Genomic DNA, 25,367 nt, shown 5'->3' on the forward strand with positions numbered 1-25,367 from the left:
GACAGTGGTCTTTTTGTTGTACGATATTTAGCAGCTTATTATAAGGATAGGCAATCACTGTGAAGTGGTTTTTGAATGAAATTTGGTTTAGGGAAGACACAAACGGCATATGAAATATATCGAAGAAAAACATAGCTAGCGAATATGATGGAATAATTATTGTGCCTAGGACCCTAATGAATCCGGATTCTTGCAGGGAAAATCATCGGCAAGTTAATGGATGGAGGTATAGAGCTTTATCATTTTAGTTTGTGTGCCTCCCGAGAGACCCTGCTTAAGAGATTAAGCGTTAGAGGTGAAGGAAAAGACTCTTGGGCTACTCAGCAGATCGACAGGTGCATCACAGGCCGTGATCACGAGGTGTTTAAGCAGCATCTAGACACGAATGATAGAACTACGGGTGAAATCGTTGAGATAATAGCTCAAAAGCTTCATATCAATCTATTACCTAGGGAAGAGTAAAAAGAAAAAAAAGTTTAGGTATTGCTATACTTAATAATACATGATATAATATTTTTTGTTGTCAAAACAATTTGTTTTTTAAAACGGCCCGTTGGTCAAGGGGTTAAGACACCTCCCTTTCACGGAGGTAACATGGGTTCGAATCCCATACGGGTCACCATTTCTTCTTGAAACAGTATTAGACTTCTAGAAAAAATGGTTGCATTACATATTTGATTATGTTATGATAATTAAGTTGCTTCTTTACATGGAGGCTTAGCTCAGCTGGGAGAGCATCTGCCTTACAAGCAGAGGGTCGGGGGTTCGATCCCCTCAGCCTCCACCATAACACATCCCCAAAGTGAAGTTAATGCTTCACTGAGGATTCCGGATACTTTCCGGGGAATCCAAGGGAATTAATACTTTTTTACTGACGCGGGGTGGAGCAGCCCGGTAGCTCGTCGGGCTCATAACCCGAAGGTCGCAGGTTCAAATCCTGCCCCCGCAACCAATTTTCATTAAGCAATTATTCTTCTGGAACCGTGGTGTAGTTGGCCTAACATGCCTGCCTGTCACGCAGGAGACCGCGGGTTCGAATCCCGTCGGTTCCGCCATTTTCTTGCTTTATGAGCCATTAGCTCAGTTGGTAGAGCACCTGACTTTTAATCAGGGTGTCGAAGGTTCGAGTCCTTCATGGCTCACTTCTTTAGTGAGTCGGACATCAATACATACCGTGTGCGGACGTGGCTCAGCGGTAGAGCATCGCCTTGCCAAGGCGAGGGTCGCGGGTTCGATTCCCGTCGTCCGCTCCATATAAATTTTGCGCCCTTAGCTCAGCTGGATAGAGCGTTTGACTACGAATCAAAAGGCCGGGAGTTCGAATCTCTCAGGGCGCGCCATATTTTAACTTAATACTTTGCCGGTGTGGCGGAATGGCAGACGCGCTCGACTCAAAATCGAGAGGGAAACCGTGGAGGTTCGAGTCCTCTCACCGGTACCAACTAAATCAACTCAAAGTTCATTAGATACTATATCTGATGAACTTTTTTGTTTGTTTTTTTACAATTCCGTTCATGCCTGTGCCGGAAAACTTTTGATACATCCTTCAGTTGTGAATAAGAAATTGTACTTAGTTGTACCGAGAATGATTAATGTAAGAGGATATGTGAATGAGATAGAGGCATTCCTGAGGAAGCTCCACTTCGAAGCTATAAGCAAGCATGATACTAAACAGCGATTGACAAAATAGAGGAACTACCTAATACTAATTGATAATCATTATCATTGTTGTGTAGATATAATTTAATTTAATTCAAATAGATTGTGGAGCAGATCGGAGTGTATGGCAAAGATGAAGCTGGAAGATCATATTTTCGCATGGAATTATGCCGCTGTTAAAGTACTTGATATTCGACATACTGTGATGGAGCCTGGGGACAAGCTGCAAGGCTACGTATTACCAGCATGTGGATTTATTTACTGTGTGCGGGGGACGGCCAGCTTGAATCTCAACGGCATAGATTACGACGCAGACCGTCACTTTATTGTGCATGGTGGCAAGGGCATGAGACTAAGTATAGAGACAGGGAAGCTGTTTGAATACTATTTATTATTCTATAGAGCCTCCTTGCCAGGAAGAAAGGATTTAGCAAGACTTTTAGAACGCAGCAATCCATTTCGGATGCAGTATAGCTTCGAGTCTTTGGAGCCATTACCACTGCACTATCAACTAATGGCAATGGAACAACTTTGGGCACAAGGAAGCCAATTGGAAAGAATTCAAGTTAAAGGCTTGTTCTATCAGTTTATACATGAATTATTAAAGCAGTTTACAAAGGATGGAATTAACCTCAGGCAACCGGATGTCATTGGGCAGGTTGTCCGTTATATTGAGGAGCATTATCGTCATAATTTATCACTAGAATCTATAGCAGAGCAATTTAATTATAGCCCTCGTCATTTATCAACCCGCTTTAAAGGGGAGACAGGGTTTAGCTTGATTGAATATTTGATACGATTCCGGCTTAAACATGCAGAAGAGCTATTACGATGTACCGATGCTCCACTTCGCGATATTGCAGAAGAAGTTGGATATAACGATGTATATTACTTCAGTCGCATGTTCAGTAAATACAATGGTCAATCTCCCATCCGGTTCCGCAAGGAAAGCAGGCAGGTGAGCTCATCGGACAATCGTCCATTTACCACCGCCAAATTCTCCATTGGCGAGCACATATCCTCCCGATATAATGTTATTGAGTATGATAATCATTATCATTACTATTACCATAATGAAATAACCGGAGGGTCTTCACCTATGAGATTAACAAAGACGTCAAGTTTTATTGTAGCGATGCTGCTTAGCTTTACCTTGCTATTAAGTGCATGTGGATCTGCAAGTGTTGGTTCTAATGTCACAAATTCTAATGGATCCAAAGCTTCTGAAGTTACATCATCACCAGCAAATAATTCAATTGCAGCTGACAATGCCAATAAGGAGGCTCAGACAAGAACTATCTCTACAATAAAGGGAGATATTGTTGTTCCAGCTAATCCAAAGAGGGTTGTCGTGTTATACCTTCAAGGGGATCTTGTGGCCCTCGGCATTAAGCCAGTAGGGACTTCGAGTGTCTTTGAAGGAGCGGCCTTTGCAGAAGAGCTTGGGGGGATTGAAGATCTAGGTTCATGGTATGAGCCTAATCCAGAGGCTATTATGGCAGTAAAGCCGGACTTGATCATAGCTGCTTCAGAAGAAACTTACGAAATCCTTAAGGATATTGCACCAACCGTTCCAATTCCTTATGAAAAAATGGCGACGGATGAACGTGTAATGAAGATTGGCGAGGTATTTGGCAAGGAGCAGGAGGCACAAGCTCTATTAGATAATTTCCACGAGAAGTTGGAGAAGAGCAAGCAGCGGCTTGATGAACTTGGAATTTTGGATAAGACAGTAACCATTATCGAAGGCGGCAAAAAAGAGATGGCGGTGATCGATAGCAAGCTTTATGGAAGGGGCTCTCAGATCATTTATGAATATTTAGGGCTAAAAGCACCAGAGATTCTTCAGAAAAAGATTGATGGTAGAGAGAAGGCTACTGGAGGGTTTGTTTCCTTAGAGGTGTTACCTGAGTATATAGGTGACTTCGTGTTCCGTTCTGTATGGGATGGGGCTGATGATTTGTCGGACAATCCAATATGGAACAGCATTCCAGCAATCAAAGAAGGCAGATTGATCGAAATTGGGTTTGATTTTTCATATTATTCCGATATCTACTCTCTTGATAAGCAGCTAGATTTTGTAGTTGAGAAGCTAGTGTCAGCGTATGAAAAAAAATAGAAAGCTAGACGGTAGAACAACCGTTATCCCTGATTTAAGAGGGAAATCGTATTTTGGTCTATTTCTACTCCTAGGGATACTGCTGCTGCTGCTTTCAGTAGCAGCTTCTATCTCATTTGGCTCTGCTTCCATGAGCCTGAAGATGGCATGGACAGCGATTTTTAATTTTAATCCTGAACTGACCGAGCATCAGATTATTCATGCCCTTCGAATTCCGCGTACAGCAGCTGATATTATTGCGGGTATGTGTCTCGCGGTAGCAGGAGCGGTTATGCAGGGCTATACGCGAAATCCCTTAGCAGATTCCGGATTAATGGGAGTAAATGCAGGAGCAGCACTTGCAATGGCCGTTACACTAGTTTTTCTTCCAGGGCAACTGCAGACAACAACCTTGCTGGTTAGCTTTATTGGCGCAGGACTTGGTGCAGGATTAACGTATCTTGCCGCTTCATTGAATCGTTCAGGAATGACACCTCAACGACTGGTGCTAGCTGGAATATCAATTACAATGCTATTTGGAGCTGTGGGATCATTTATCTCATTAAACTATGGAATTGGTCGTGCCCTTGCTTATTGGACTTCGGGTAGTGTGGCTGGAGCAACATGGGTGGAAATTAAGCTAGTTATACCTTGGTTCTTAGGTGGACTAGCTTTGTCACTATTCATTGCACGCTCTATCACTGTTTTAAACTTGGGGGAAGAGATCGCGAAAGGATTCGGGCAACGGATCGTTCTCGTTAAGATGATAGCTACGCTTGCGGTCCTTTTACTAGCGGGTGTAGCTGTTGCACTTGTAGGGCCAATCGGCTTTGTAGGGTTGATTATTCCGCATATTATGCGTTTTTTTGTAGGTGTAGATTATCGTTATATTATTCCGGCATCAGCCATTTACGGCGGCGCACTCATGGTTGTAGCGGATATCGCAGGAAGGCTGATTAATCGTCCGGCAGAGACAGCACTTGGTATTATTTTTGCAATGATTGGTGTTCCTTTCTTCTTGCTAATTGCGAGCAAAGAGAGGAGAGCCTTCAAATGAATGTTGTTAAATCGCATAAGGCTACAATATGGATTCTATCTCTCATAATCTTGCTTATTGCAGGAGCTATTCTTAGTCTTAATATGGGAAAGGTGTCCCTCAATCCACTTGAAGTATTTCAAGTATTGCTTGGACAAGGTCCAGAGGAGCATAATCTCGTCGTTTATAAGTTTCGTCTTCCTCGGATCGTATTAGCGATACTTGTTGGATTTGGGATGGCACTGGCAGGTGCAGTTATGCAGGCATTGCTGCGCAATGATCTGGCTGATCCCGGCATGCTTGGTATTAGCTCAGGTTCAGGTCTTATGGTGTTGCTGATTATCTCAACGGTAAGCATTCAAGGCGCCGCTATAACATTATTACTGCCGTCTATGGCATTCTTAGGTGGTCTGCTGGCAGCAGCTCTGATCTATGTTCTAGCCTATAGAAAACGTCGTATGATTTCTTCTACACGACTTGTCTTGACTGGTGTTGCAATCAATATGGGGTTTAGTGCGCTGTCGCTATTCCTGACTTTAAAGCTTGATGACCAGAAGTATGAGTTTGCGCAGCGTTGGCAAGCAGGATATTTATGGGGGGACAAGTGGTCTTATATCAGCTTGTTGGCACCTTGGGTATTGCTGCTATTCGCATATATTCTTTCTAATTTCAGGACATTGAACGTCTTGGTGCTAGGCAACGAAATTTCGATAGGATTAGGAGTCGCTGTAAAGAAGAAATTTTTGCGCCTGGCGATTGCGGCTGTAGGCATAGCTTCTGGCTGTGTAGCGCTCGGGGGCTCGATCTTCTTTATTGGATTGATTAGTCCGCATGTGGCTCGTAAGCTGGTAGGTCACGACTACAAAGTGCTTCTACCTACTTCAGCGCTTATTGGTGCGCTATTGCTGCTTGTAGCGGATACAATTGCTCGAACGGTCAGCTTTAAGTCAGATATTCCCGCAGGAATTATTGTAACAATGCTGAGTGTGCCTTACTTCCTATATCTATTGATGCGTTCAAAATAAATATCGATAGGTTCGAGCCTCTCACCGTATACTAAAAAGGTCTATAAAATTGCTTAATAAGCGACTTTATAGACCTTTTTCATTTTCAGAGCTTATTGAATTTCTAATAGGAGCATTAGGTTTTCCTCTACTACTACTTCTGAATTACCCTATTTCCAAAGTTCTAGTGTATACCGTTAGCTTCGCATTCGATGATTTAGAGAAACAGAAGGACAGATCACTTGCATTTCATTTACACAGTTGTATAATAGAAACGGTTATACAACTGTCTGATCAGTCGATTGATTCATGAATAATGAAATTAAGAAGCTACCTGATGCAGATTTAGAAATATCTGATCTCTATGGTTAAGCAAAAACTATTCGCAAAATGGAAATATTAGATATGGAGGGGAATTTCCATGAAAGAGCGGTTTATATCTATTCTTAATATGAAGAAAAAACGAAACGGCATCACTCTATTTTATACCGTCCTGCTCTTGATCGGGGTAATCAGCGTGTTGACGGCGTGCACTAATATAAAAGGCAGCGAATTCATCAAACCCGGCACGATTTATTCCATTGGCTTTGAGGGGGAGCAAGTTGTTGTTAATGATGCTGGCAACTCGTACTCCATAGATGCAGAGGGGAACGTTTCTATTTTATATCGGAATGGAGCTGTTAAAGCAAATGTGCCATTAAAATTGGATACGACCGGAGGGGCTCTGGGAATGGGGCAAGAGAACACCGGTTATTTTATATCCGAGGATAAAACAGCTATTGTTTATGGTTTTGCAGATGGAAAATCATTGCCGCTGCATGTTTTAATCAGTAATGATAAGGGACAGACATGGAATGACTATCCTATTCCTGGCGCAGTGGGATATGAGACAAAATTTATCGGTTTCACGAATAAAAATGATGGTTGGCTGGTCAGTGGTGCTTCACAAGGAGTTGGGAGTGCGCTGAATTACGTATATCAAACCTCTGACGGAGGTAAGACGTGGAAAGAGATAGGCAATCCAAATGATATTTATTCGGAACATTTGACCGGCGTGGGATTTTCTAGTTCGGATATCGGGTTTTTAGGGTACAGATATTATATGGATGAGGGTCCTGTAATTTATTGGACCAAAGATCAGGGGCAAACTTGGGAAAGGCTTGCTGTATCGCTTCCAGAAAAGTTTGATAAATATAAAAAAAATCCCCTTTCTCCTATCTTTAATAGAAAGGAAGGACTGTTCCCTGTCTCGTTAATTGATCAAGATACCGGTGTGGCAGGAACTATATATCTTACCAGTAAAGATGAAGGAATCACTTGGGTTTATGATGAAGCTTATGATAAGCTTCTAAATCCTTTTTTTACAGGCGACCATAAAAAGAACAATTTCGACTTGAAATAGATTATTGTTATATGAAATATCTACTAAGCCATTACTATCCTCTACGACCTTCTGGATACTTTTTAAGCCTATACCATGACCGGATTTATTAGTTTTTGTGGAGCAGATGTCGCCAAAACGATTCGTATGAATTTCATTCACATAAGGATTCTGAATCCGGATGAACAAGCTTTCATTAAGATAATGCATATGTATGGTTATATAGCGCTCTTCATTTCTTTTATCGCAACAAGCTTCAACGGCATTGTCCAGTGCATTTCCTAAAATCACACTGATAACTGTGGTGTCGAGCGTCAGCTGTGCAGGGATGTTCAAGTCTAACTTGAAGGGGATTTGATGCTTCTCAGCGACCTGCTGCTTGTAGTTGATAATGGAATCAATAATCGTATTCCCGCTATTGCTAACGCCTATTGGGTTGTCTATTTGCCCCAGTAAGTTGTCCAACTCATTTAGATTGGCATCTTCACCAGATTGCACTTTTGCGCGTAAACCTATGAGAATATTTTTAATATCATGCTGGAACTTAAAAGATTCTTCCTGTATTTCTTTTGTCAAAAGATATTGATTTACATAGTAAGCATTTTGTTGCTCAAGTAAGTAACTTTGGTTCTGCGCAGATTGGATAACTAACATACGGTCGCATAAGATAAATATCAATAAATTTATAATGAGTAGTCCTGTGGACAGGATTGGAACAAGGGTAGGGAAGGACTGCATATAAAGGCTGGATGCGAAGCTGTAGATCCCTAGTGTGCTTATAGAAGGGCAAATAAATAATAGAACCCAATACCATTTAGATAACCCGCCATTTCCAAAGGCTTTAGCTACGCGCACGGATACAAAAGCTAATATAAACATCAGCAGCTTGGAAAGAAACTGGTTCAGAATATATCCCTTTGTCGAGTAAAATAGGGGCAGTGATAACTCACTAAGCGTAATAAGCGCAACCAGAAAAAGAGCGGCAACGATCCGCCATTTGATATTTCCATTGTAAAAAAAAGATAAGAGAGCAATCAGGCCAATATTGAGTGTGAGTAGGATTGAGCCTGGCAGTGAGCTATAGTGCAGAAAGACAATACAGAGGAAATATAGGGAGTACACGATAACAAGATTGGCTTTGGTGGTAAGTCGGCTAACGAAACAATGGCAGTAGAAGTAATGAATGATGATAGGTAAAAGTGGAAGCGTTACTAGATAAAATAACTCCTCCAGAAAGATATTATCCAACAAGACTCCCCCTGAATTTCAGATATTTTTTCTTAAAATCGGCACTGTATTTTGCACTAATGGGTAAGGCTGCGCCATTTAGGAGAATTACTCCCTGGTTACTGATTTCTTTAATAAAGTAAAAGTTAACGATGTAGGATTGATGGATTCGGACAAAATCGCTCACAGGAAGCTTCTGCTCTTCCTCGTTTAGTGTACTGTAGTAGTCGAGTTGATCGTTGCAGGAATAAAGAATAATTCTCCGCCGGTTGCTTTCCAGATAGATGATATTTCGATAGGGGATTAGAATTTCTTTTCCTTTTTGCTGTAGTGATAAGAAGTTTTTTTTGCCTTGCTGGAGCTTGCGAATTACTTTTTCAATCGTAGAAATCAGTTTTTGCTTAAATATCTCTGAATCGATAGGTTTCTTTATAAATCCCGAGGGCTGAACATCGAAGAGTTGCAGATGATATTCATCATGACTAGAGACATAGATAAGCTGCACTAGATCATTTTCATCATTTCCCCGCAGTACATACCCAGCTTTTATTCCATCCATATCCGCCATTTCAATGTCCATAAAAATAATATCAAACGCGCAGGCCTCTTGAATGGCCTTAGTGAAGCTTTCTCCGGAATAAAAGATCGACACCTCAATTTTATTTGTGAAATTCCTTTGAGTCTCCAGAATAAGTCTCTCTATTAATTCAGTAGTGGGAAAGTCATCATCACAGACAGCAATACGTATCACTTTATCATTCCTTTCGACAAGAATTGTCCAAAATATCCGGGAATTTGTCGACCATATAAGTCACATTATACAAATCCTTCTTAATAATTACATTAACTAACTTGATTGTTACAGTTTGAATGTAGAGTTCATGGCAACATGTTAGGATGTGGAAAAGTGAAAAGAGGAGTGTTTGATTTGACGCAAACGATCTTTGAGGCCAAAGGTTTAAGCAAACAATACGGAGAGTCTTTTGCACTTCAGGATGTCTATATGACGATTGGGGTAGGAGATATTTATGGGTTTGTTGGCGAAAATGGGGCAGGTAAAACTACATTAATGAAAATAATAGGCGGATTGGTACATCCGACACACGGTGAAATCTCTCTTTTTGAAAAAAAGGACACAAAAGCTGTTCACGAGGCAAGGCGAAAGGTTGGATTTCTAATTGAAAGGCCAGCGCTTTATCCTAATCTAAATGCGAAGCAAAATCTTACGTTTTATTGCCATGCGTTTGGGATTAAGGATAAGAGCAGAATGGCAGAAGTATTGCAGGCAGTTTCTCTGGCAGATGCCGGTTCTAAGCTAACCTCAGAATACTCCCTTGGGATGAAACAACGTTTAGGTCTGGCTATTGCTCTACTTAACGATCCAAAATTTCTGGTATTGGACGAGCCTATTAATGGTCTTGATCCGTCAGGCATTGTAGAAGTGCGAAAGATCCTGGAGAAGCTATCTAAAGAACAAGGAGTGACTATACTAATCTCCAGTCATATTTTAAGTGAGTTACAGCTACTAGCGACCCAATACGGTTTTATTCATAAAGGAAGGTTAATCAAAGAAGCTTCTGCAGAAGAACTCTTGCATACGGCGGAAACAAAGATCTGTATTCGAACGGCTGATCCCGCAGCGACGCTTCAGACTTTAAAAAGTGAACTCCAACTAGAAACCATTACGATCACCGAAGCTGGAGAAATTCAAATTCCTAAAGAGAATACAAATCTGGAAGAGCTGATGTCTTTTTTTCTAAAGCGGGGCATCCATATTGAAGGGATTAACCTGTCGGCTCCAAATCTTGAGAACTATTATATGGATCTAATTGCTGGAGGTAACGAATGAGGAATTTTCTTAAGGCTGAAGCTTATTATGTAACCAAGGATCCCATGTTCAAGGGGATAAGTCTTCTTTTGCTGTTTGGAAGTGCCTTATTACTGGTTTGGATGGGGGTACAAGTAGGATTTGATATAGACAGTCCTTTAGAGCCTTTAATCACTAGCATTCAGTTATCTTTTTTTCTGTATTTTATCATTCCGATTTACGTTTGTTTTTTTGCTACCGAGGGATTTGAGTATGGGTCGGTTCAAACCATTATCGCTTCGGGTCAGAGCAGGTCATTATATTTGCTGGGAAAATATCTGACCGAATTAAAAGTTGTTGTATGGTGGGTAATTCAATTTTTTGGTCTTTTTTATGTATTGTATATGCTGGCAGCGCTTGTTACCGGTTCCCATATCGGAGATGAAAGCTTACAGGGGAAGTTTATCGTTGCGATGGGGGCTATTGGATTCAATATTTTGTATCTCGCAGCTTATTCCGCTGTCGTGCTGTTGTTAGGAGTATTGATGAAAAAATCGGCTACTGCTGTCATTGCCACGTTTGTTTTTGTATTTGGCGATTTTCTGCTCAGTGGTTATCTTAAAGACTCTTCGTATGTATATCTGCGAGTGATTTCTGAAAATACGCTAACGACGCAAATTTTTAAATTCTCTGCTGTAAATTCACATGAAATATATACTCTAAACGAGAGTGTTCGTATGATCCTAATCCCTGTTGTAATCATAGGAGTTTGCTTGAGCGTTGCTTTAATTTCTTTTGAAAAGAGAGATGTGCATCTATAGAAAGGAAGGATGGATTATGAAAAAGGATAACAAAAGAATCACTATGATCTTAAGTATTTCGGTAGTAGTTATTATTTTTTGTGTTCTTTTTGTGAGTATACGAATATCTTGACGCTGTCTATCTAGTTTAATTAGAATGTGAGGAGTGAATCGCTCTCTGGTAAAAAAGCCACGGCGTACGTTAATAACGTACCTCGTGGCTTTAGGTGTTTATGGAAGGACATTGCCGGCAGCACGGTAGATTTCATACCATTCTTGCCGAGTGAGAGTTATATCGGAAGCTTTGGCAATATCACGCAAGCGCTGTGTATTAGTTGTGCCAACCACAGGCTGCATATTTGCCGGATGTCTGAGAATCCATGCGATGGCAATAGCTGTATTGGTTACGTCTTTTTCTGCTGCTAAGCGGTTAATGACCTCGTTCAATTCAGGGAACTTATCGTTGTCTAAGAATACGCCTTCAAAGAAGCCATATTGGAAAGGCGACCAAGGCTGAATGGTCATGTCATGCAGGCGACTGTACTCCAAAATCCCGCCATCATGAACAACTGAACCGGAGTTAGTCATATTCACATTGAAACCTGTATCAATCATGCCAGTGACCATAATACTCAATTGCAGCTGGTTGAACAGCAACGGTTGCTTTACATTTTTCTTCAGCAGCTCGATTTGCAACGGGTTCTGGTTACTGACACCAAAGTGTTTGACCATACCTTTGCTTTCCAGAATATCAAAAGCCTCAGCGACTTCTTCTGGCTCGAACAGCGTATCGGGACGGTGAAGCAGGAGGACGTCGATATAGTCTGTTTTCAAGCGCTTAAGGCTGCCTTCCACGGATTGCAGGATATGTTCCTTGGAGAAATCAAAAAAACCGTTGCGGATTCCGCATTTGGTTTGGATCATCATTTTATCACGCATACCCGGATTGTTCTCCAGTACACCTGCGAATACTTCCTCGGCTTTGCCAGCTGCGTAGATGTCGGCGTGGTCAAAAAAGTCTATTCCGAGCTCGAGGGCACTATGTACATGTGTATCTGCTTCTTTTGCAGATAAATCAGCAATCCGCATACAGCCAAGCGAAATTTGTGACACCTCAAGTGCGCCGTTTGCTACACTAATTTTTTTAACCAAAAGTGACTCACTCCTTCGAATGTTAGTAGAACATGCAGTATTCAATCAAACCATATCATAAAGAGGGGAGGTAAGCCAATGTCTATCTAAAAGAGAAAGAGGTTATCTCATCAGTAGAATTCACTACTTCAGAGACAACCTCATTTATCTATAGATCAGTTATTAATACATATTTGGAATGTCGACATTAGGATCAATGTCAGCTTCGTAGTCTACACCCTCTGTTCTAAAACCAAACAGGTTAAAGAAATCTTGGCGGTAGCCTTCAAGATCAGCAAGCTCACCTGCATTGTCGGTTGTCAGCTCGTCCCAACGTTTCATAACCTCAGTCTGAACATCCTCACGCATTTCCCAGTCATCAATTCGGATCAAGCAGCCTCCGTCAGCAGTAGCTTCGCCCCCACTGTAAAGATGCTCAGAGAATAAACGGTACATTTGTTCAATACAGTTCTCGTGCAGCCCTTTTTCCTTCATTACTTCATACAATGCAGAGATATAAAGAGGGACTACAGGAATCGCGGAGCTGGATTGGGTTACCAGAGCTTTGTTCACGGAAACAAAAGCACGTCCACCTTGAGTGGACAGGCGATCATTCAGTTGGATCGCTGTTTGTTCCAGATCATGTTTGGCTTGACCAATCGTTCCGTCGCGATAGATAGGGTGAGTGATTTCAGGCCCGATGTAGGAGTAAGCAACGGTTGTAGCTCCATCGGCAAGCACGCCAGCTGCTTGAAGCTGATCGATCCACATTCTCCAGTCTTCGCCGCCCATAACTGCGATGGTCTGACGTACTTCCTCTTCTGAAGCAGGCTCAATAGTGGTCATGGAAACTTCACCTGTGTGGAAGTTCAAGGTTTTGTTCGAATAAGCGGTTCCCACCGGTTTAATGACAGAGGAGAAGGTTTCTCCTGTTACCGGATGAGTGCGGCGTGGTGAAGCGACACTATAGACAACTAAATCAACTGTGCCATATTCAGCTTTAATCAATTCAATGGTCTTTTCTTTGATAGCATCGGAGAAGGCATCGCCAACTATGCTGTGAGATTTAAGTCCAAGCTGCGCTGCTTGTTGTTCAAAAGCTGCGGAGTTGTACCAGCCAGCAGAAGCTGTACGTTGACCTTCACCAGCTTTATCAAAGAAAACACCAATAGTGTTGGCTCCAGCACCGAAAGCGGCTGAAATTCTGGAAGCTAGTCCGTATCCGGTAGAAGCACCAATGACTAGTACATTAGCGGGTCCCTCAATTTTCTTTTGTGCTTTTACATATTCAATTTGTTGTTGTATTTGTTTGGCGCATCCCTCTGGATGGGCTGTTGTACATATAAATCCGCGAGTTTTAGGTTGAATAATCATCAAGGAATTCCCCTTTTTATAATAATTAAAGTCCAATGTTACTTCAGAGAAAGTATAGCAAACAATATTTACTAATACAAAGAATTTAGGATATTGGAGAAGAATGACTGCTCTCCACTACGATCGACTGCCATCCGCTGTCGCTTACGGACCCAGATGACTTTATATGCAAATTTATCGCCTTTTCAGCAGGGTTTCGGACCCCAGAGACGTTATTGCTTAGAAAAAGGTTCATATTAGGTGTATTTCGTGCCAATAGAGGCTATGAGGTCCGTTGGAATTCCAAATGTGCAATAATGCTGCGTTACGGGTCAACTATGTCCGATAGGGGATTGTGCGGGGAGCTGGGATAGGTCGATCGAAGAACGTACGAAGGAAATAAAACGAACAAATGACGAATCTTACGAATCGTGGCAATCCAACTAACTAATCCGAATCATCCGATGAACCAAAGCAGAAAAGGGGCTGCCCCAGCAGCCATTTCGTGGCCATGGGACAACCCCTTAATATAATGAGGCTAGATTACGCCTTAAATATGGAATCTATAGTTTTGATCTCTTCAGGTGTCAGCTGCACCTTCAGCGTCTCTAAGTTGGAAACGATCTGCTCAGGACGTTTGGCACCCGGAATAAGCGCATCGATGGAAGGTACGGTCAAATACCAGGCAAGTACGACATGTGCGACTTCGACACCTTTGGCATTGGCAATCTGACGAACCTTGTCCACCTTCTCCAGATTCTTGGCAAAGGTCTCCCCTTGAAATAGCGGATCATTTTTTCTAATGTCGCTGAATGTATCGCCTTGCTTATATTTGCCGCCCAGCAGGCCCGACGCAAGTGGGAAATAGGGCACGAAAGAAATGCCGTGTTCCTGCGTATAAGGGAGCAAATCTAGTTCCGCATCACGATGCAGCAGATTGTAATGGGATTGAAGAACATCCACATGACCGTCTTTGTTGGCTTCTTTCAGCTGATCAATGGAGAAGTTAGACACCCCGATCGCTCTAATCTTCCCTTCATCCTTCAGCTTCTGAAGTTCACCTACAGCTTCGTCCTTAGGTGTGCTTTCATCAGGAAAATGAATATAGTAAAGATCAATATAATCGGTCTGGAGGCGTTTCAAGCTGTCTTCCACAGACTGTCTTAGAAAAGCTGGAGAGTTGTCGAGTGTAATCTTGTCACCGGTAATCACGTGAGCGCCTTTAGTAGCAATGACCACATTGTCGCGGCCGCCTCTTTCCTTCAGCACTTCGCCAATCAGTTCCTCGGATCTTCCTGGTCCATAAATAAAGGCGGAATCAATAAAATTAATCCCATGATCCAGAGCGCTGCGCACAATATTTCTGCCGGTTTCATCATTTAAACCCGGAAATAAATTATGCCCGCCAACAGCATTGGCACCCAGACCCAGTGGGAGAACCTGCAGATTGGTTTTTCCTAAAGTTATTTTATTAGCCATAATCAATAGTCAGCTCCTTAAAATATAATACGTACTATATTAAGTATAGAGAATAACTGAGGTCAGGACAAATTTTGCCTTCCAGCTTTATACATGAATATTTAAACCGGATAAGTTATGATAGTAAGAAAATTTTATATTTGCGTTCGTGCAATCATGATGAGGAGAAGGAGGTCCGTCTTATGCTAGTCATTAATCAAAATGAAGTGGCCGAACTGTTAGCTATGGAATCTTGCATCTCCGTTATGGAATCTGTTTTGAAGGCTCTGTCCGCTGGACAAGCCGTACAAAGCTTGAGACAAGTACTTCCTTTACAAAAGAGCAATCTGCTCGGCTTAATGCCGGGTTATTTGCAGCATGAAGAGGTAGCTGGTGCCAAAATCATCAGTGTATTTCCCGGCAATCATGGTTCAGGCCTGCCTTCTCATCAAGGTCTTGTTACCCTATTCGATTCATCTACGGGTGTTCTGAAAGCTATAGTGGATGGACAAAAGATCACAGCCATTCGTACGGCGGCAGTCAGTGCAGCAGCAACCCGATATCTGGCCAGAGAGGATGCTGAGATCCTTGCTCTTCTTGGAACTGGGGAACAAGCAAAAAGTCATCTGGAAGCGATGTTGCGGGTTCGACCCATTCGTGAGGTAAAAGTATGGAGCAGGACACTCGCAAAGGCGCAGGATTTCCAAATGGAGATGAGCCAAAAATATGATGTGCAGATCATTGTTGCTGAGACAGTTCAAACGGCAGTCAGCGCAGCGGATATCATTTGTACCGTGACAGCATCCACCGAACCTGTGCTCAAGGGAGAATGGCTGAAACCGGGTGTACATATCAATGCTGTCGGCGCATGTAGACCCAATGATCGTGAGCTGGATTCGGAGACCGTCCAATTAGCTAAGTTATATGTAGATCGGCTGGAATCCGCTCAGAATGAATCTGGGGATTATTTAATCCCGCTGAACGAAGGCAAAATCACAGCAGATCATATTGTCGGGGAGATTGGCGAGCTGATCAGTGGCACTATCGAGGGCAGAAGGTCCGCAGCTGACATTACTCTTTTTAAAGGATTAGGGCTGGCTATAGAGGATTTAGCAGCAGCTAATTTTATATATAATGAAGCTGTTAGATTACATAAAGGCACTGAAATTGCATTCTAAGGAGCGACTACACGATGAGCACTTATGAAGGTCTGTATGATTTCAAGTTGACGGAGCAAGAGGAGGAGCGGGCTAAACGCTTGCATGAACAGAACATTATTATCGATTTGCTGTTTCAAGGTCCCTTATCTCCAAGCGCGATTCCAGACTCTATCTCTGACAGAATCAAAGAATTATGTGAGCCTTATAAAGATGAGCCAATGGTATACAGCAGTATGCCTGCAAAAATCATCACAAAGCTATCTGCGAGCGGAGAGATCCCTGAGTATAAGGAAGAGTGGTACAAGTCCGGAATTACAGCAGGGAACCGTGAACTTCATTTAGAATCCTTAGACAGCATCATTACAAGCATGGCAGAGGTGCAGCTGCAATTCGATTCTGCAGATTGGTTAATCAAAGCCTTAACTGCCGAAGACATACGCGCTGCCAAGCGTAATGGTCATAAGGCGGGCATTATCACAGCACAAGAAACGGATGGTCTGGGCACGAATCTTGATCAATTAGATGTACTTTATAACTTCGGATTAAGAATTCTACAATTGACCTATAACAATCAGAACCAGATTGGGGCGGGCTGCGCAGAACAATCGAACGCCGGTGTCACTAATTTCGGAAAAAGATTCATTGCACGCTTGAACAAGCTGGGAATCATTGTAGATACGGGGCATTGCGGGAAACAGACTACATTAGATGCCTGCGCTTATTCCACAACTCCGGTGATTGCTTCACATACGGGTGTAGAGGCGATCTATCCGCATATGCGCTGTAAAAGTGATGAGGAGATTATCGCGATAGCCAAGACGGGTGGAGTTATTGGTATTTTTGCTATGCCTTGGTTTGTTCATGAAGATCCTAAACATACAACTATTGACCATGTGCTGGATCATATCGAATATGTAATCCGGCTTGTAGGCGTGGATCATGTCGGAATTGGAACCGATTGGCCGATGAGCGATGTACTCTGGTCATTGGTTTATTTTAAAGAACATATCGCACCCAAGCTTGGATTTGCCAAAGGAGACGGACCTTCTACAGAAACCGTTGCTGGACTTGAGAAATATAGTTATTTTATTAACTTTACTAGAGGTTTGGTTGCCCGCGGTTATGCGGATGCAGATATTGCTAAGATCATGGGCGGCAACTGGCTGCGCGTATTTGAAGAAATTTGCGGATAGGGGATAAACAGATGACAACCTACTTACACACAACTACATTTAACGTCTACTTTTCTGGTGTTTATACAGGCAAAATTCATTTTACAGAGCAACAGATCATGCTCGCTAAGGTCGATCCGCGCAGAAGAACGCAAATGCAGGACAATGTGCTGGATGGACAGTTCAAGACCGTACTCCCGCTTCAAAAAATCCACAAACATTTGGATGCTTATGCTAAAGCAGAATGGGCAGAAGACGAGGTAGTGCTGAGTAATGGCGATATCTATCAAAAGCATATTCAGTATCAGGCGCAGATTGAAGGCCGCGAACTGACCTCACAAGTATGGGCGCTGCGCAAAGAGACGGCTCTGGACATTGTGACTTTGGACGGGGAGATTATCGCTTTTTTAACGCCGAATCGGTATGGTATTGAGCTTATGGTTAAAGCTGGTTATGAGAAGCTGACTCCGTTAGTGGTCTACGATGATCCTCTTCTATCTAAGGCAGAATATGGTGTAAACGATCTGGGCACTGATCTGATTCCAATGCGCGATGGGGTGAAGCTGGCCACAGATGTTTTTTTACCAGAGGGTATTAAGCCGGGAACTAAGTTGCCGACTATTCTCGTAAGAACATGTTATGACCGCAACGGAAAAAAAGAGATTTTTATGAGATGGGCCAATAAAGGTTATGCAGTAGTATCGCAGGATGTTAGAGGTCGGGCGGATTCGGAAGGAGAACTGCTTCCTTTTTATAATGAACGGGAGGACGGCTATGATACGATTGACTGGATTATTGCTCAGGAATGGTCGGATGGCAACGTCGGCATGTGGGGCGCATCCTATCTAGGTTTTGTTGTTGTGGCGGCGGCCACCAGTGGGCACCCGAATCTGAAGGCGGTTGTGGATGAAGTGAATGTAGGCTCTCCATTTGTTGATACCGTTCGCAAAGGGGGAACTCTTTGTTCTTGGCCGTTGCTCTCTTGGACTCTTGCTCAATCTGTGGGTACTCGGACGGATTTTGATATCTTTGGAGGCATTACGGTGAATCCGGAAGCAGCTGTTGATGCAAGACCGATTAGAGAGATCCCTCAGCAAATGATTGGCAAAACATCAGGTCCTTGGGATCTGTGGAGCCAGCATCCGGAGTATGATGATTTCTGGAAAAACTGTACTTTTACCGAGCGCGGTGATCAGGTGCAGGTGCCTATGTATGTTATCTCAGGCTGGTATGACGGCGATAGCGCCGGCGTATCGGAGACTTGGAGAATGCTGACAGAACATGATGTGCCTAATCGCAAAATCCGTCTGGGCGCTTGGGAGCACGGGCCTAACAGAGCCAGAGACTATGAAGGTGTGAGCTTCGGCAATGATGCCGTAGTCTATGATTACGATGTTTCTGTGCTGCGCTGGTTCGACCGCTTCCTCAAGGGCATTCCAAATGGAATAGATCAGGAGCCTAGAGCCTCTTATTATGTTGTTGGTGAAAATAAGTGGAGAACGTCTGCGGATTGGACACCTGCTGAAGCCACAACTTCTTCCTTCTATCTTTCCAGTGGTGGGCGAGCGAATTCAGGACATGGGGATGGTCAACTGCTAGCGGCGCCTGAAGAACATTCTCCTGAAGATACTTATCTCTATAATCCTCATGATCCTATGAATGATAGTGGTGAACGAGAGCCAGAGAATTTGCGAAAATACGAGCTACGCAATGATATCCTTGTCTACACTAGTGAGATTCTGACGGATGAGCTGACTGTGGCTGGAGAATTGTCTGCGGTTATCTATGCTGCCAGCACGGGCAAAGACACGGATTGGGTAGTTACGCTTAGTGATGTGAATGAACAAGGGGACTCTATCCGGTTATCCAATTATATTGTCAGAGCTAAATACCGTCATGGATTGGAAGCGCCTGAGCTGTTGATTCCTGGGCAGGTGGAGAAATATGATATTTTCATGCCGAATATTGCCCATAGATTTGCTGTGGGACACCGAATTCGGTTCTCGATTACTTCGTCCAGTAAATTCGTTGCTTTCCCTAATACAAATACAGGAAGTAATCCGTATGAAGATTCAGAAGCGATTACTGTGCTGCAGACTGTTTACCATAATCGTGAGTATCCGAGCCATGTGAAGCTGCCGGTGGTTCCTAACGCTTAAATGTGATTTTAATACGAGAAGGTGCTTAACAAAGGTAAAGGGAATTAACACTTGAAGCTGAAGCAACATTTGATGAGCAATGATTATAGAGCGATTAGGGAATTTCTCCCTGAAATTCTTAGGATTCTGGTCGTCAGGCATATAATTTGGGAAAAACTCCCTAATTATATGCCTGATTCCCGGAAAATTAGGAAAACACCCTAATTATTAGGGAGTAATTCCCTGATTTCATTCATTTAGAGCAAATATCTCCTACTTTCAGGGAGTTTTTCCCTAATTAGTTTTAGATCCACTCCGCACAACGCGCAAACGCAGAACGCATCCCCCATCCCGCAAACGCAGAACGCATCCCCCCATCCCAAATGCCACCGCCCAATCCAATGGCATAACTCACTAAGAACTAAATAGTCTATTGGCAAAGCAAAAGCTTTGGTGGAAGAAATGGTTAATCGTCATGAAATAGGTATCACCTAAGGCCGGTATGTGAAACCTCTCCCCAGAATCGCCCTTCCAGACTTATACCATAAACCTTGAACTATACTGGAAGGTCAACCTTGCATTTTTGAAGAAATGTCGATTATTCACAGAAAAGCGCATAAATGCTCCCTTCTTAGGTCACAATAGGGAAAAACCAGAATGAAGGGATTAACGTGAACGCGTTTCGCTTAAAAAAACAACTTTGGCGGCGATGGAGACGTTGGAAAAAGGCGCTTTGGGTAGGAGCTGCTTGTATAGCTCTTACTGTACTGGCTTGGCGCAGTATGCAGGTACCTGAGGAAATCAGTGGACTGCTGACGAATTCTAGCTGGGCGGATAGTGCCGATAGTGAGCTGGCCGCAGCTGTCTTTAAAGTAGGCGAGGACAGTGATGAGGCAAAAGAGAAGGGCACTTTAAATAATGAACAACTACTGCAAACCATCACCCAAAGTGGGCTCAGCAGAACCGTTCATTTAAAAACAACCTATGTGTCCGGAGAAGAGATTCAGACGTTGCCGGGCGTAAAGAACCCGCTTCAGCTGAAGACTATAATCAATGAACACCCTGAATGGAGCGGTTGGATCAGTTCAGAAGGGGATTTGTGGCTGGAACAAAAAGTGAATGATTTATCGACAATGATAAAAAATGAAGCTTATTTTGGTGTAGATGCATTTGGGAATTTGACCTTGTTTAAAGGTCCGCCAGTTCAGGAGAAGGTTCTGAAGACTTTTTTTCAAATGGATATGGGTTCCCTGAAATCCTCATTGCCGGAAAATATTTGGAAAGAGCTTCATGAGGGGATTCGTGTGCAGGATATTGAAGAGTACAATAGTGTGCTGTCTACCTTCAGTGATTATGCCCGCGAAGCTGCTGAGCATGTTATGCAGAACAAGCAATAGATTTGATAAGCTGTCCAAAAGTCATTATTAATGGCTGAGGGCAGCTTTTTTTTGTATAAAATGAAACGGGGAAGAGCCTAAGCTGTAGGCCTAAAGTTGCCATTTCGCTGCAAACGGTAAACTTTTTTTCTCCCGCAAGGGGGATTTTTGCTATAATGGTTAGAAGGAATACATATGTTCGCTTCATGGCGGAGGAATGGATGAAAACGGTGGAATAATCTGTCTGTTATAGAGGAGAGATCGTGTTTGCGTATTTTGGGAATTGATCCGGGGCTGGCGATCGTCGGCTTTGGCTTTGTGGATAAGGAAGGACATAAACTGACCCCCGTCCAATATGGTTGTATTCAGACTGAGGCTCATACGCCTGAAGAAGAACGACTGCTGCATGTCTATGAAGGCATGGGTCAGCTCATTGATAAATATAAACCCGATGCTGTGGCGATAGAAAAGCTGTTTTTCGCTCGCAACGTTACTACAGCATTGCCAGTGGCGCAGGCCCGCGGTGTGACTATATTAGCTGCAGTACAGCGGGGTCTCCCCGTCTCGGAATATACACCTATGATGGTAAAGCAGGCTGTTGTGGGTTATGGTAAGGCTGAGAAACGGCAGGTTCAGGAAATGGTGAAGCTGCTGCTGAAGCTATCGGCGATTCCGAAACCCGATGATGTGGCGGATGCGCTGGCGGTAGCGGTATGCCATGCCCATTCGAGCAGTCTTAATTCTAAATTAAATGAGGTATTGCGAAAATGATAGATTTCTTAAGAGGACCCGTCGTTCATTTGGAGTCGGAATATGTGGTGCTGGATGTGCAGGGAGTAGGATACCGGGTATTCTGCCCGAATCCTTATGCTTTTGCCAAAGTAGAAGGGCCTGTAACGATCTATATTCATTACCAAACACGTGAGGACGCTACGCTATTATTTGGGTTCCCGACTCGTGAGGAACAAAAATTGTTCCGCAAGCTGATAGAGGTATCTGGCATCGGTCCTAGGGTTGCGCTTGGAATCCTGACAGGTGGAACACCGGATCAGTTGATTTCAGCGATTTATCAAGAGAATATAACGTTCTTAACGAAATTGCCGGGCATTGGCAAAAAGACAGCACAGCGTATGATCCTTGATTTGAAGGACAAGCTGGACGGACTCAGTATGGCTTCAATGCAAACGGGATTGTTTGCAGTGCCAACGGAAGAGGCAACGGATGGATTGGCCTGGCAAGAGGCGCGGGATGCGCTTAAGGGGCTGGGTTATACCGAAAGCGAATTGGACCGCGTGTGGCTCGCTTTGAAGAAAGAGGGAGCAGAGACAGGAACTGTAGATGTGCTGATGAAGAAAGCATTAGGGCTGCTATATATAGCAAAGTAGAGCCGTACACATCCTAAAGAAAGGGAGCGATAGGAAATGGATGACCGGATTATATCCGCGAATTTGATGATGGACGAGCAGGCGGTAGAACTAAGCTTGCGCCCTCGTTATCTGGGAGAATATATCGGCCAGACTCAGGTAAAAGAAAACCTGAAAGTATATATAGAAGCGGCCAAAATGAGAAGCGAAGCGCTGGATCATGTGCTGCTGTACGGACCTCCGGGTCTCGGCAAAACAACGCTCGCTAATATTATCGCCAATGAGCTGGGCGTGAACCTGCGAACAACTTCCGGCCCCGCGATAGAGCGTCCAGGCGATCTTGCCGCTCTGCTGACGAATCTGCAGGAAGGCGACGTGCTTTTCATTGATGAGATTCATCGTTTGCACCGCACGGTCGAGGAGGTTATGTATCCTGCGATGGAGGATTTCGCGCTGGATATCATGATCGGCAAAGGGCCAAGTGCCCGTTCGGTTCGATTGGATTTGCCGCCGTTCACACTGATAGGTGCCACAACCCGGGCAGGACTATTGTCTGCGCCACTGCGTGATCGTTTCGGAGTGGTCAGTCGCCTGGAATTCTATAACATAGATGAGCTGAGTTACATTGTATCTCGAAATGCGGATCTTCTAGGCATTGAGATTGTTGGCGATGCTGCAGAAGAGATCGCGCTTCGTTCGCGGGGAACGCCGCGGATTGCCAACCGCTTATTAAAACGGGTCCGTGATTTTGCTCAAGTGCGCGGAGATGGAATTATAACTCCTGAAATTTCTGGGGAAGCATTGAAGATGCTTCAGGTGGACCCGCGTGGGCTGGACAGTATTGACCACAAGATGTTAAGTGCTATGATTTCAAGCTTTCGCGGCGGTCCTGTAGGACTGGACACGATTGCAGCTACGATTGGTGAGGAAAGTCAGACGATTGAGGACGTATATGAGCCGTACCTGCTGCAGATAGGTTTCTTGCAGCGGAGTCCGCGTGGAAGAATTGTAACCCCGGCCGCTTATCATCATTTAGGGCTTCCGCTCCCTCCGGAGCAGCACTAGTCCGTCACTACAATTATAAAGGAGGATGCTGGATGAAGCATACGAAGAGGAAATGGAGAGGGGTCGCCCCGCTAAGCAAAGGATTGCTTGCGGCTGCACTTGCTGTAGGAAGTTTCCTGATCCCTGCGGGTGCCAGTCATGCCGATTCTAATAGCACGATACGAGTTGCTCTTTATGCTGATATTGGAAGTAAATATAAATCCACTGTGCCAGCAGTAACACTGCTATCAACGCAAAGCTTTACTTTGCTGTCGGATCAAGCAGGAAGTACCCCTTTGGTATCTATCCCAGCACAGAAGCAAATTCGTGTAAGTCTGGACGGATATAGAGTTAAGGTGATGGAGGTTTCAAGCTGGCAGACAGCAGCGGATGCAGCTAAAAAGCTCCAATCCACCTCCGATAAACCGCAGATTTTTGCAATCTCCAGAAATGGAGCGACTGTGTATCAGTTGTACACGGGCGTCTATGCTAGTGAAGCAGCTGCCAAGGATGGGCTTACCCGTGTAGTCAAAGCAGGGCTGAGCATTCCTGCTGACCAAACCCCGGCGGTGAAAGGCAATAAGCATCTATCAGCTGGCCGCTATTCTTCGGAGCAGGAAGCAGATGTGGCGCTAAATAGCCTCACTGCAGCTGGTTTGGATGCTTGGAAGGTGTTTCTGGCAGGAAACGATGGCAGTGCACAAGTAGAGGTATGGGTAGGCGAAGCTGCCAATGATAGTGATTTAACAGCTGTTCAGGCCGCTGTGTCTACGGCGGCACCACAATTTACGGTTTCTGTGGCCACCTCGCCCGGATTAATACTGCGTAAGGATGCCGGGCTGGATTTTAGCAGTGAAACTCAAGCCGATCATTATCTGGTTTCTGGAAGCAATGCTAAATTTCTTGCGGCAGGCAGCGAGACTGGGATTCAGTTAGTGGAAAGATCCAAGCGTACATATCGCGGAAATTTGGAACTGAGCAATTTGAGCGGATCGCTGGCTGTAATTAATGTAGTGCCGCTGGAGCAATACTTGTATGCCGTAGTGGGAGGAGAGGTTTCCTCCAGCTGGCCAGAAGAAGCGCTAAAAGCTCAGGCTGTCGCCGCCCGCAGCTATGCGCTGTCGCAAGGCAACCGTTTTGATGTAGCGAATGTAGTAGATACCACTCTTAGTCAGGTATATAACGGAATCGGGTCTGAAGCTCCCTCCATTATCAAAGCTGTAGATACTACTGCTGGTGAAGTGCTGATGAGCAGTGGTAAAGTTGTTGAGGCTGTATTTTCTTCCAATAGTGGTGGTATGACAGCTGACCCTTCAGAGGTTTGGGCGAATGGTGGCGATGTATTTGCTAGTGTTCCAAGCGTTGAAGATGTTTCGGCTGCTGCTGCTAAGAAGTGGTATTATGTTCTGCTTGCGAATGGTACCTCTGGTTATGCACGTGAAGATAATATTAAATTAACGGGCAGCAAAACCGCTGCCGGACTCGATATAGTTACCGCTACGACCAAAGATGTGAATATACGTCCTCTGCCAGTTATTGAGAGCAGTGTTAGTGCAGTCGGAAAGCTGAATCCGGGTGAGAACGCTGTAGCTCTGGATAAAGTGTATGAGTCTGGCAGCTATAGCTGGATCAAAGGGCCGTATACCTCTGCTGAACTTCTAAAAAGCCTGCAGGGCAAAACAACAAGCACGCTCCCTTCCAGTATCTCTAACCTGCAGGTCACCCAGCGCGGTCCTTCTGGAAGAGCGATTCAGGTGAAAGCTAATGGTCAGGCTCTGAATGTGAAATATCCTGATATGTTCCGCTCCGCGTTTAATGGATTACCTAGTACTTTGTTTGATATTGTGGCACCCGGAAGTTATACTGTATTAGGCGCTGACGGCGCTACCGCCACAATTAGCAGCTCGCAGAGTGCTGGTGTGCTTTCCGCATCGGGGAAGGTTAATGTGAATGGCAGTGGAACTGTAGTGATGGGTGGAGATTCTGCGGCCAGAGTGATCACTAACAGCTCGGGCTTTCTGTTCATTGGGCAAGGCAACGGCCATGGTCTAGGCATGTCGCAGTGGGGCGTGAAAGGCATGGCGGACAGCGGGTATGATTACAAGCAAATATTGCAACACTATTATAAGAACGTTACTATAGTTAAGGAATGAAGACAG

The 25,367-nt window shown here is 44.0% G+C and carries 20 protein-coding genes and 8 tRNA genes; 23 read left to right on the forward strand and 5 right to left on the reverse strand.

Going from position 1 to position 25,367, the window contains the following annotated elements:
* Positions 1 to 216 precede the first annotated feature (216 nt).
* The 13 genes from MHH60_RS18020 to MHH60_RS18080 all read left to right on the forward strand — a co-directional run bounded on the left by MHH60_RS18020 (position 217) and on the right by MHH60_RS18080 (position 7,199).
* Positions 217 to 462, forward strand: a complete 246-nt coding sequence (locus MHH60_RS18020) for a hypothetical protein (RefSeq protein WP_076139118.1) — start codon at positions 217 to 219, stop codon at positions 460 to 462.
* Between the two features lie 85 nt (positions 463 to 547).
* Positions 548 to 622: transfer RNA gene (locus MHH60_RS18025), tRNA-Glu, on the forward strand.
* A gap of 89 nt (positions 623 to 711) precedes the next feature.
* A tRNA-Val gene (locus MHH60_RS18030) sits at positions 712 to 787 on the forward strand.
* 88 nt (positions 788 to 875) lie between these two features.
* Positions 876 to 952, forward strand: a tRNA-Met gene (locus MHH60_RS18035).
* Between the two features lie 25 nt (positions 953 to 977).
* Positions 978 to 1,055 (forward strand) — tRNA-Asp (locus tag MHH60_RS18040).
* A 14-nt stretch (positions 1,056 to 1,069) separates the two neighbouring features.
* Positions 1,070 to 1,142, forward strand: a tRNA-Lys gene (locus MHH60_RS18045).
* A 36-nt stretch (positions 1,143 to 1,178) separates the two neighbouring features.
* Positions 1,179 to 1,253: transfer RNA gene (locus MHH60_RS18050), tRNA-Gly, on the forward strand.
* Positions 1,254 to 1,263: 10 nt separating this feature from the next.
* Positions 1,264 to 1,340 (forward strand) — tRNA-Arg (locus MHH60_RS18055).
* 19 nt (positions 1,341 to 1,359) lie between these two features.
* A tRNA-Leu gene (locus MHH60_RS18060) sits at positions 1,360 to 1,441 on the forward strand.
* Between the two features lie 342 nt (positions 1,442 to 1,783).
* Entirely contained in the window at positions 1,784 to 3,778 is a 1,995-nt protein-coding gene (locus MHH60_RS18065; RefSeq protein WP_256715194.1) for an AraC family transcriptional regulator, read from the forward strand.
* Positions 3,765 to 4,814: a FecCD family ABC transporter permease gene (locus MHH60_RS18070; protein WP_081389104.1), complete on the forward strand. Its 1,050-nt coding sequence runs from the start codon at positions 3,765 to 3,767 to the stop codon at positions 4,812 to 4,814. Before MHH60_RS18065 ends, MHH60_RS18070 begins: the two co-directional genes overlap by 14 nt.
* Positions 4,811 to 5,818 (forward strand): FecCD family ABC transporter permease, encoded by a 1,008-nt coding sequence (locus MHH60_RS18075; protein WP_076137453.1) that lies wholly within the window; start codon positions 4,811 to 4,813, stop codon positions 5,816 to 5,818. The genes MHH60_RS18070 and MHH60_RS18075 overlap by 4 nt, the downstream gene beginning before the upstream one ends.
* Positions 5,819 to 6,218: 400 nt before the next feature.
* On the forward strand, positions 6,219 to 7,199 hold the full coding sequence (locus MHH60_RS18080) for a WD40/YVTN/BNR-like repeat-containing protein (RefSeq protein ID WP_076137451.1): 981 nt from the start codon (positions 6,219 to 6,221) through the stop codon (positions 7,197 to 7,199).
* Here the strand turns inward: MHH60_RS18080 and MHH60_RS18085 are convergent.
* The gene (locus tag MHH60_RS18085; protein ID WP_076137449.1) at positions 7,146 to 8,426 is read right to left on the reverse strand and encodes a sensor histidine kinase; all 1,281 of its coding nucleotides are present in this window, start codon (positions 8,424 to 8,426) and stop codon (positions 7,146 to 7,148) included. The two genes, MHH60_RS18080 and MHH60_RS18085, sit on opposite strands and share 54 nt — an antisense overlap.
* Positions 8,419 to 9,156 carry a LytR/AlgR family response regulator transcription factor gene (locus MHH60_RS18090; protein WP_076137447.1) on the reverse strand — a complete coding sequence of 246 codons (738 nt, stop codon included), beginning with the start codon at positions 9,154 to 9,156 and terminating at the stop codon, positions 8,419 to 8,421. The genes MHH60_RS18085 and MHH60_RS18090 overlap by 8 nt, the downstream gene beginning before the upstream one ends.
* 156 nt (positions 9,157 to 9,312) lie before the next feature.
* On the opposite strand from MHH60_RS18090, the gene MHH60_RS18095 reads away from it, so the two are divergent.
* Both MHH60_RS18095 and MHH60_RS18100 read left to right on the forward strand, forming a co-directional pair.
* On the forward strand, positions 9,313 to 10,254 hold the full coding sequence (locus MHH60_RS18095; protein ID WP_179088933.1) for an ABC transporter ATP-binding protein: 942 nt from the start codon (positions 9,313 to 9,315) through the stop codon (positions 10,252 to 10,254).
* Positions 10,251 to 11,033, forward strand: a complete 783-nt coding sequence (locus MHH60_RS18100) for a hypothetical protein (RefSeq protein WP_076137444.1) — start codon at positions 10,251 to 10,253, stop codon at positions 11,031 to 11,033. The genes MHH60_RS18095 and MHH60_RS18100 overlap by 4 nt, the downstream gene beginning before the upstream one ends.
* Positions 11,034 to 11,243: 210 nt before the next feature.
* Here the strand turns inward: MHH60_RS18100 and MHH60_RS18105 are convergent, their stop codons facing one another.
* The 3 genes from MHH60_RS18105 to MHH60_RS18115 form a co-directional block, all read right to left on the reverse strand.
* Positions 11,244 to 12,164, reverse strand: coding sequence for an aldo/keto reductase (locus MHH60_RS18105; protein WP_038573011.1), 921 nt, complete (start codon positions 12,162 to 12,164; stop codon positions 11,244 to 11,246).
* Positions 12,165 to 12,326: 162 nt separating this feature from the next.
* On the reverse strand, positions 12,327 to 13,517 hold the full coding sequence (gene fabV / locus MHH60_RS18110) for an enoyl-ACP reductase FabV (RefSeq protein WP_076137442.1): 1,191 nt from the start codon (positions 13,515 to 13,517) through the stop codon (positions 12,327 to 12,329).
* A 522-nt stretch (positions 13,518 to 14,039) separates the two neighbouring features.
* Entirely contained in the window at positions 14,040 to 14,975 is a 936-nt protein-coding gene (locus tag MHH60_RS18115; RefSeq protein WP_076137440.1) for an aldo/keto reductase, read from the reverse strand.
* Positions 14,976 to 15,157: 182 nt separating this feature from the next.
* Here MHH60_RS18115 and MHH60_RS18120 point away from each other — a divergent pair, with 182 nt between their 5' ends.
* The 8 genes from MHH60_RS18120 to MHH60_RS18155 all read left to right on the forward strand — a co-directional run bounded on the left by MHH60_RS18120 (position 15,158) and on the right by MHH60_RS18155 (position 25,361).
* Positions 15,158 to 16,132 (forward strand): ornithine cyclodeaminase family protein, encoded by a 975-nt coding sequence (locus tag MHH60_RS18120; RefSeq protein ID WP_076137438.1) that lies wholly within the window; start codon positions 15,158 to 15,160, stop codon positions 16,130 to 16,132.
* Positions 16,133 to 16,146: 14 nt separating this feature from the next.
* On the forward strand, positions 16,147 to 17,307 hold the full coding sequence (locus MHH60_RS18125; protein WP_076137436.1) for a dipeptidase: 1,161 nt from the start codon (positions 16,147 to 16,149) through the stop codon (positions 17,305 to 17,307).
* An 11-nt stretch (positions 17,308 to 17,318) separates the two neighbouring features.
* Positions 17,319 to 19,445, forward strand: coding sequence for a CocE/NonD family hydrolase (locus MHH60_RS18130; RefSeq protein ID WP_081389102.1), 2,127 nt, complete (start codon positions 17,319 to 17,321; stop codon positions 19,443 to 19,445).
* Between the two features lie 650 nt (positions 19,446 to 20,095).
* Positions 20,096 to 20,821 (forward strand): BofC C-terminal domain-containing protein, encoded by a 726-nt coding sequence (locus MHH60_RS18135; protein ID WP_076137435.1) that lies wholly within the window; start codon positions 20,096 to 20,098, stop codon positions 20,819 to 20,821.
* Between the two features lie 246 nt (positions 20,822 to 21,067).
* A complete protein-coding gene (gene ruvC, locus MHH60_RS18140; protein ID WP_036677679.1) occupies positions 21,068 to 21,571 on the forward strand; it encodes a crossover junction endodeoxyribonuclease RuvC in 504 nt (167 codons plus the stop codon).
* Positions 21,568 to 22,185, forward strand: a complete 618-nt coding sequence (gene ruvA / locus MHH60_RS18145) for a Holliday junction branch migration protein RuvA (RefSeq protein WP_036677675.1) — start codon at positions 21,568 to 21,570, stop codon at positions 22,183 to 22,185. Before ruvC ends, ruvA begins: the two co-directional genes overlap by 4 nt.
* Positions 22,186 to 22,221: 36 nt before the next feature.
* On the forward strand, positions 22,222 to 23,229 hold the full coding sequence (gene ruvB, locus MHH60_RS18150; protein WP_036677672.1) for a Holliday junction branch migration DNA helicase RuvB: 1,008 nt from the start codon (positions 22,222 to 22,224) through the stop codon (positions 23,227 to 23,229).
* 32 nt (positions 23,230 to 23,261) lie between these two features.
* Entirely contained in the window at positions 23,262 to 25,361 is a 2,100-nt protein-coding gene (locus MHH60_RS18155; RefSeq protein ID WP_076137433.1) for a SpoIID/LytB domain-containing protein, read from the forward strand.
* Positions 25,362 to 25,367: the final 6 nt, after the last annotated feature.

The sequence above is a fragment of the Paenibacillus sp. FSL H7-0716 genome, from assembly GCF_038002705.1.
GTDB classification, from domain to species: domain Bacteria; phylum Bacillota; class Bacilli; order Paenibacillales; family Paenibacillaceae; genus Paenibacillus_AQ; species Paenibacillus_AQ odorifer.

Excerpts from the sequence above, each read along its gene's own strand:
- MHH60_RS18020 (WP_076139118.1), top strand. The coding sequence starts at position 217 with ATGGATGGAGGTATAGAGCTTTATCATTTTAGTTTGTGTGCCTCCCGA.
- MHH60_RS18065 (WP_256715194.1), top strand. The coding sequence starts at position 1,784 with ATGGCAAAGATGAAGCTGGAAGATCATATTTTCGCATGGAATTATGCC.
- MHH60_RS18070 (WP_081389104.1), top strand. The coding sequence starts at position 3,765 with ATGAAAAAAAATAGAAAGCTAGACGGTAGAACAACCGTTATCCCTGAT.
- MHH60_RS18075 (WP_076137453.1), top strand. The coding sequence starts at position 4,811 with ATGAATGTTGTTAAATCGCATAAGGCTACAATATGGATTCTATCTCTC.
- MHH60_RS18080 (WP_076137451.1), top strand. The coding sequence starts at position 6,219 with ATGAAAGAGCGGTTTATATCTATTCTTAATATGAAGAAAAAACGAAAC.
- MHH60_RS18100 (WP_076137444.1), top strand. The coding sequence starts at position 10,251 with ATGAGGAATTTTCTTAAGGCTGAAGCTTATTATGTAACCAAGGATCCC.
- fabV (WP_076137442.1), bottom strand. The coding sequence starts at position 13,517 with ATGATTATTCAACCTAAAACTCGCGGATTTATATGTACAACAGCCCAT.
- MHH60_RS18115 (WP_076137440.1), bottom strand. The coding sequence starts at position 14,975 with ATGGCTAATAAAATAACTTTAGGAAAAACCAATCTGCAGGTTCTCCCA.
- MHH60_RS18120 (WP_076137438.1), top strand. The coding sequence starts at position 15,158 with ATGCTAGTCATTAATCAAAATGAAGTGGCCGAACTGTTAGCTATGGAA.
- MHH60_RS18125 (WP_076137436.1), top strand. The coding sequence starts at position 16,147 with ATGAGCACTTATGAAGGTCTGTATGATTTCAAGTTGACGGAGCAAGAG.
- MHH60_RS18130 (WP_081389102.1), top strand. The coding sequence starts at position 17,319 with ATGACAACCTACTTACACACAACTACATTTAACGTCTACTTTTCTGGT.
- ruvA (WP_036677675.1), top strand. The coding sequence starts at position 21,568 with ATGATAGATTTCTTAAGAGGACCCGTCGTTCATTTGGAGTCGGAATAT.
- ruvB (WP_036677672.1), top strand. The coding sequence starts at position 22,222 with ATGGATGACCGGATTATATCCGCGAATTTGATGATGGACGAGCAGGCG.
- MHH60_RS18155 (WP_076137433.1), top strand. The coding sequence starts at position 23,262 with ATGAAGCATACGAAGAGGAAATGGAGAGGGGTCGCCCCGCTAAGCAAA.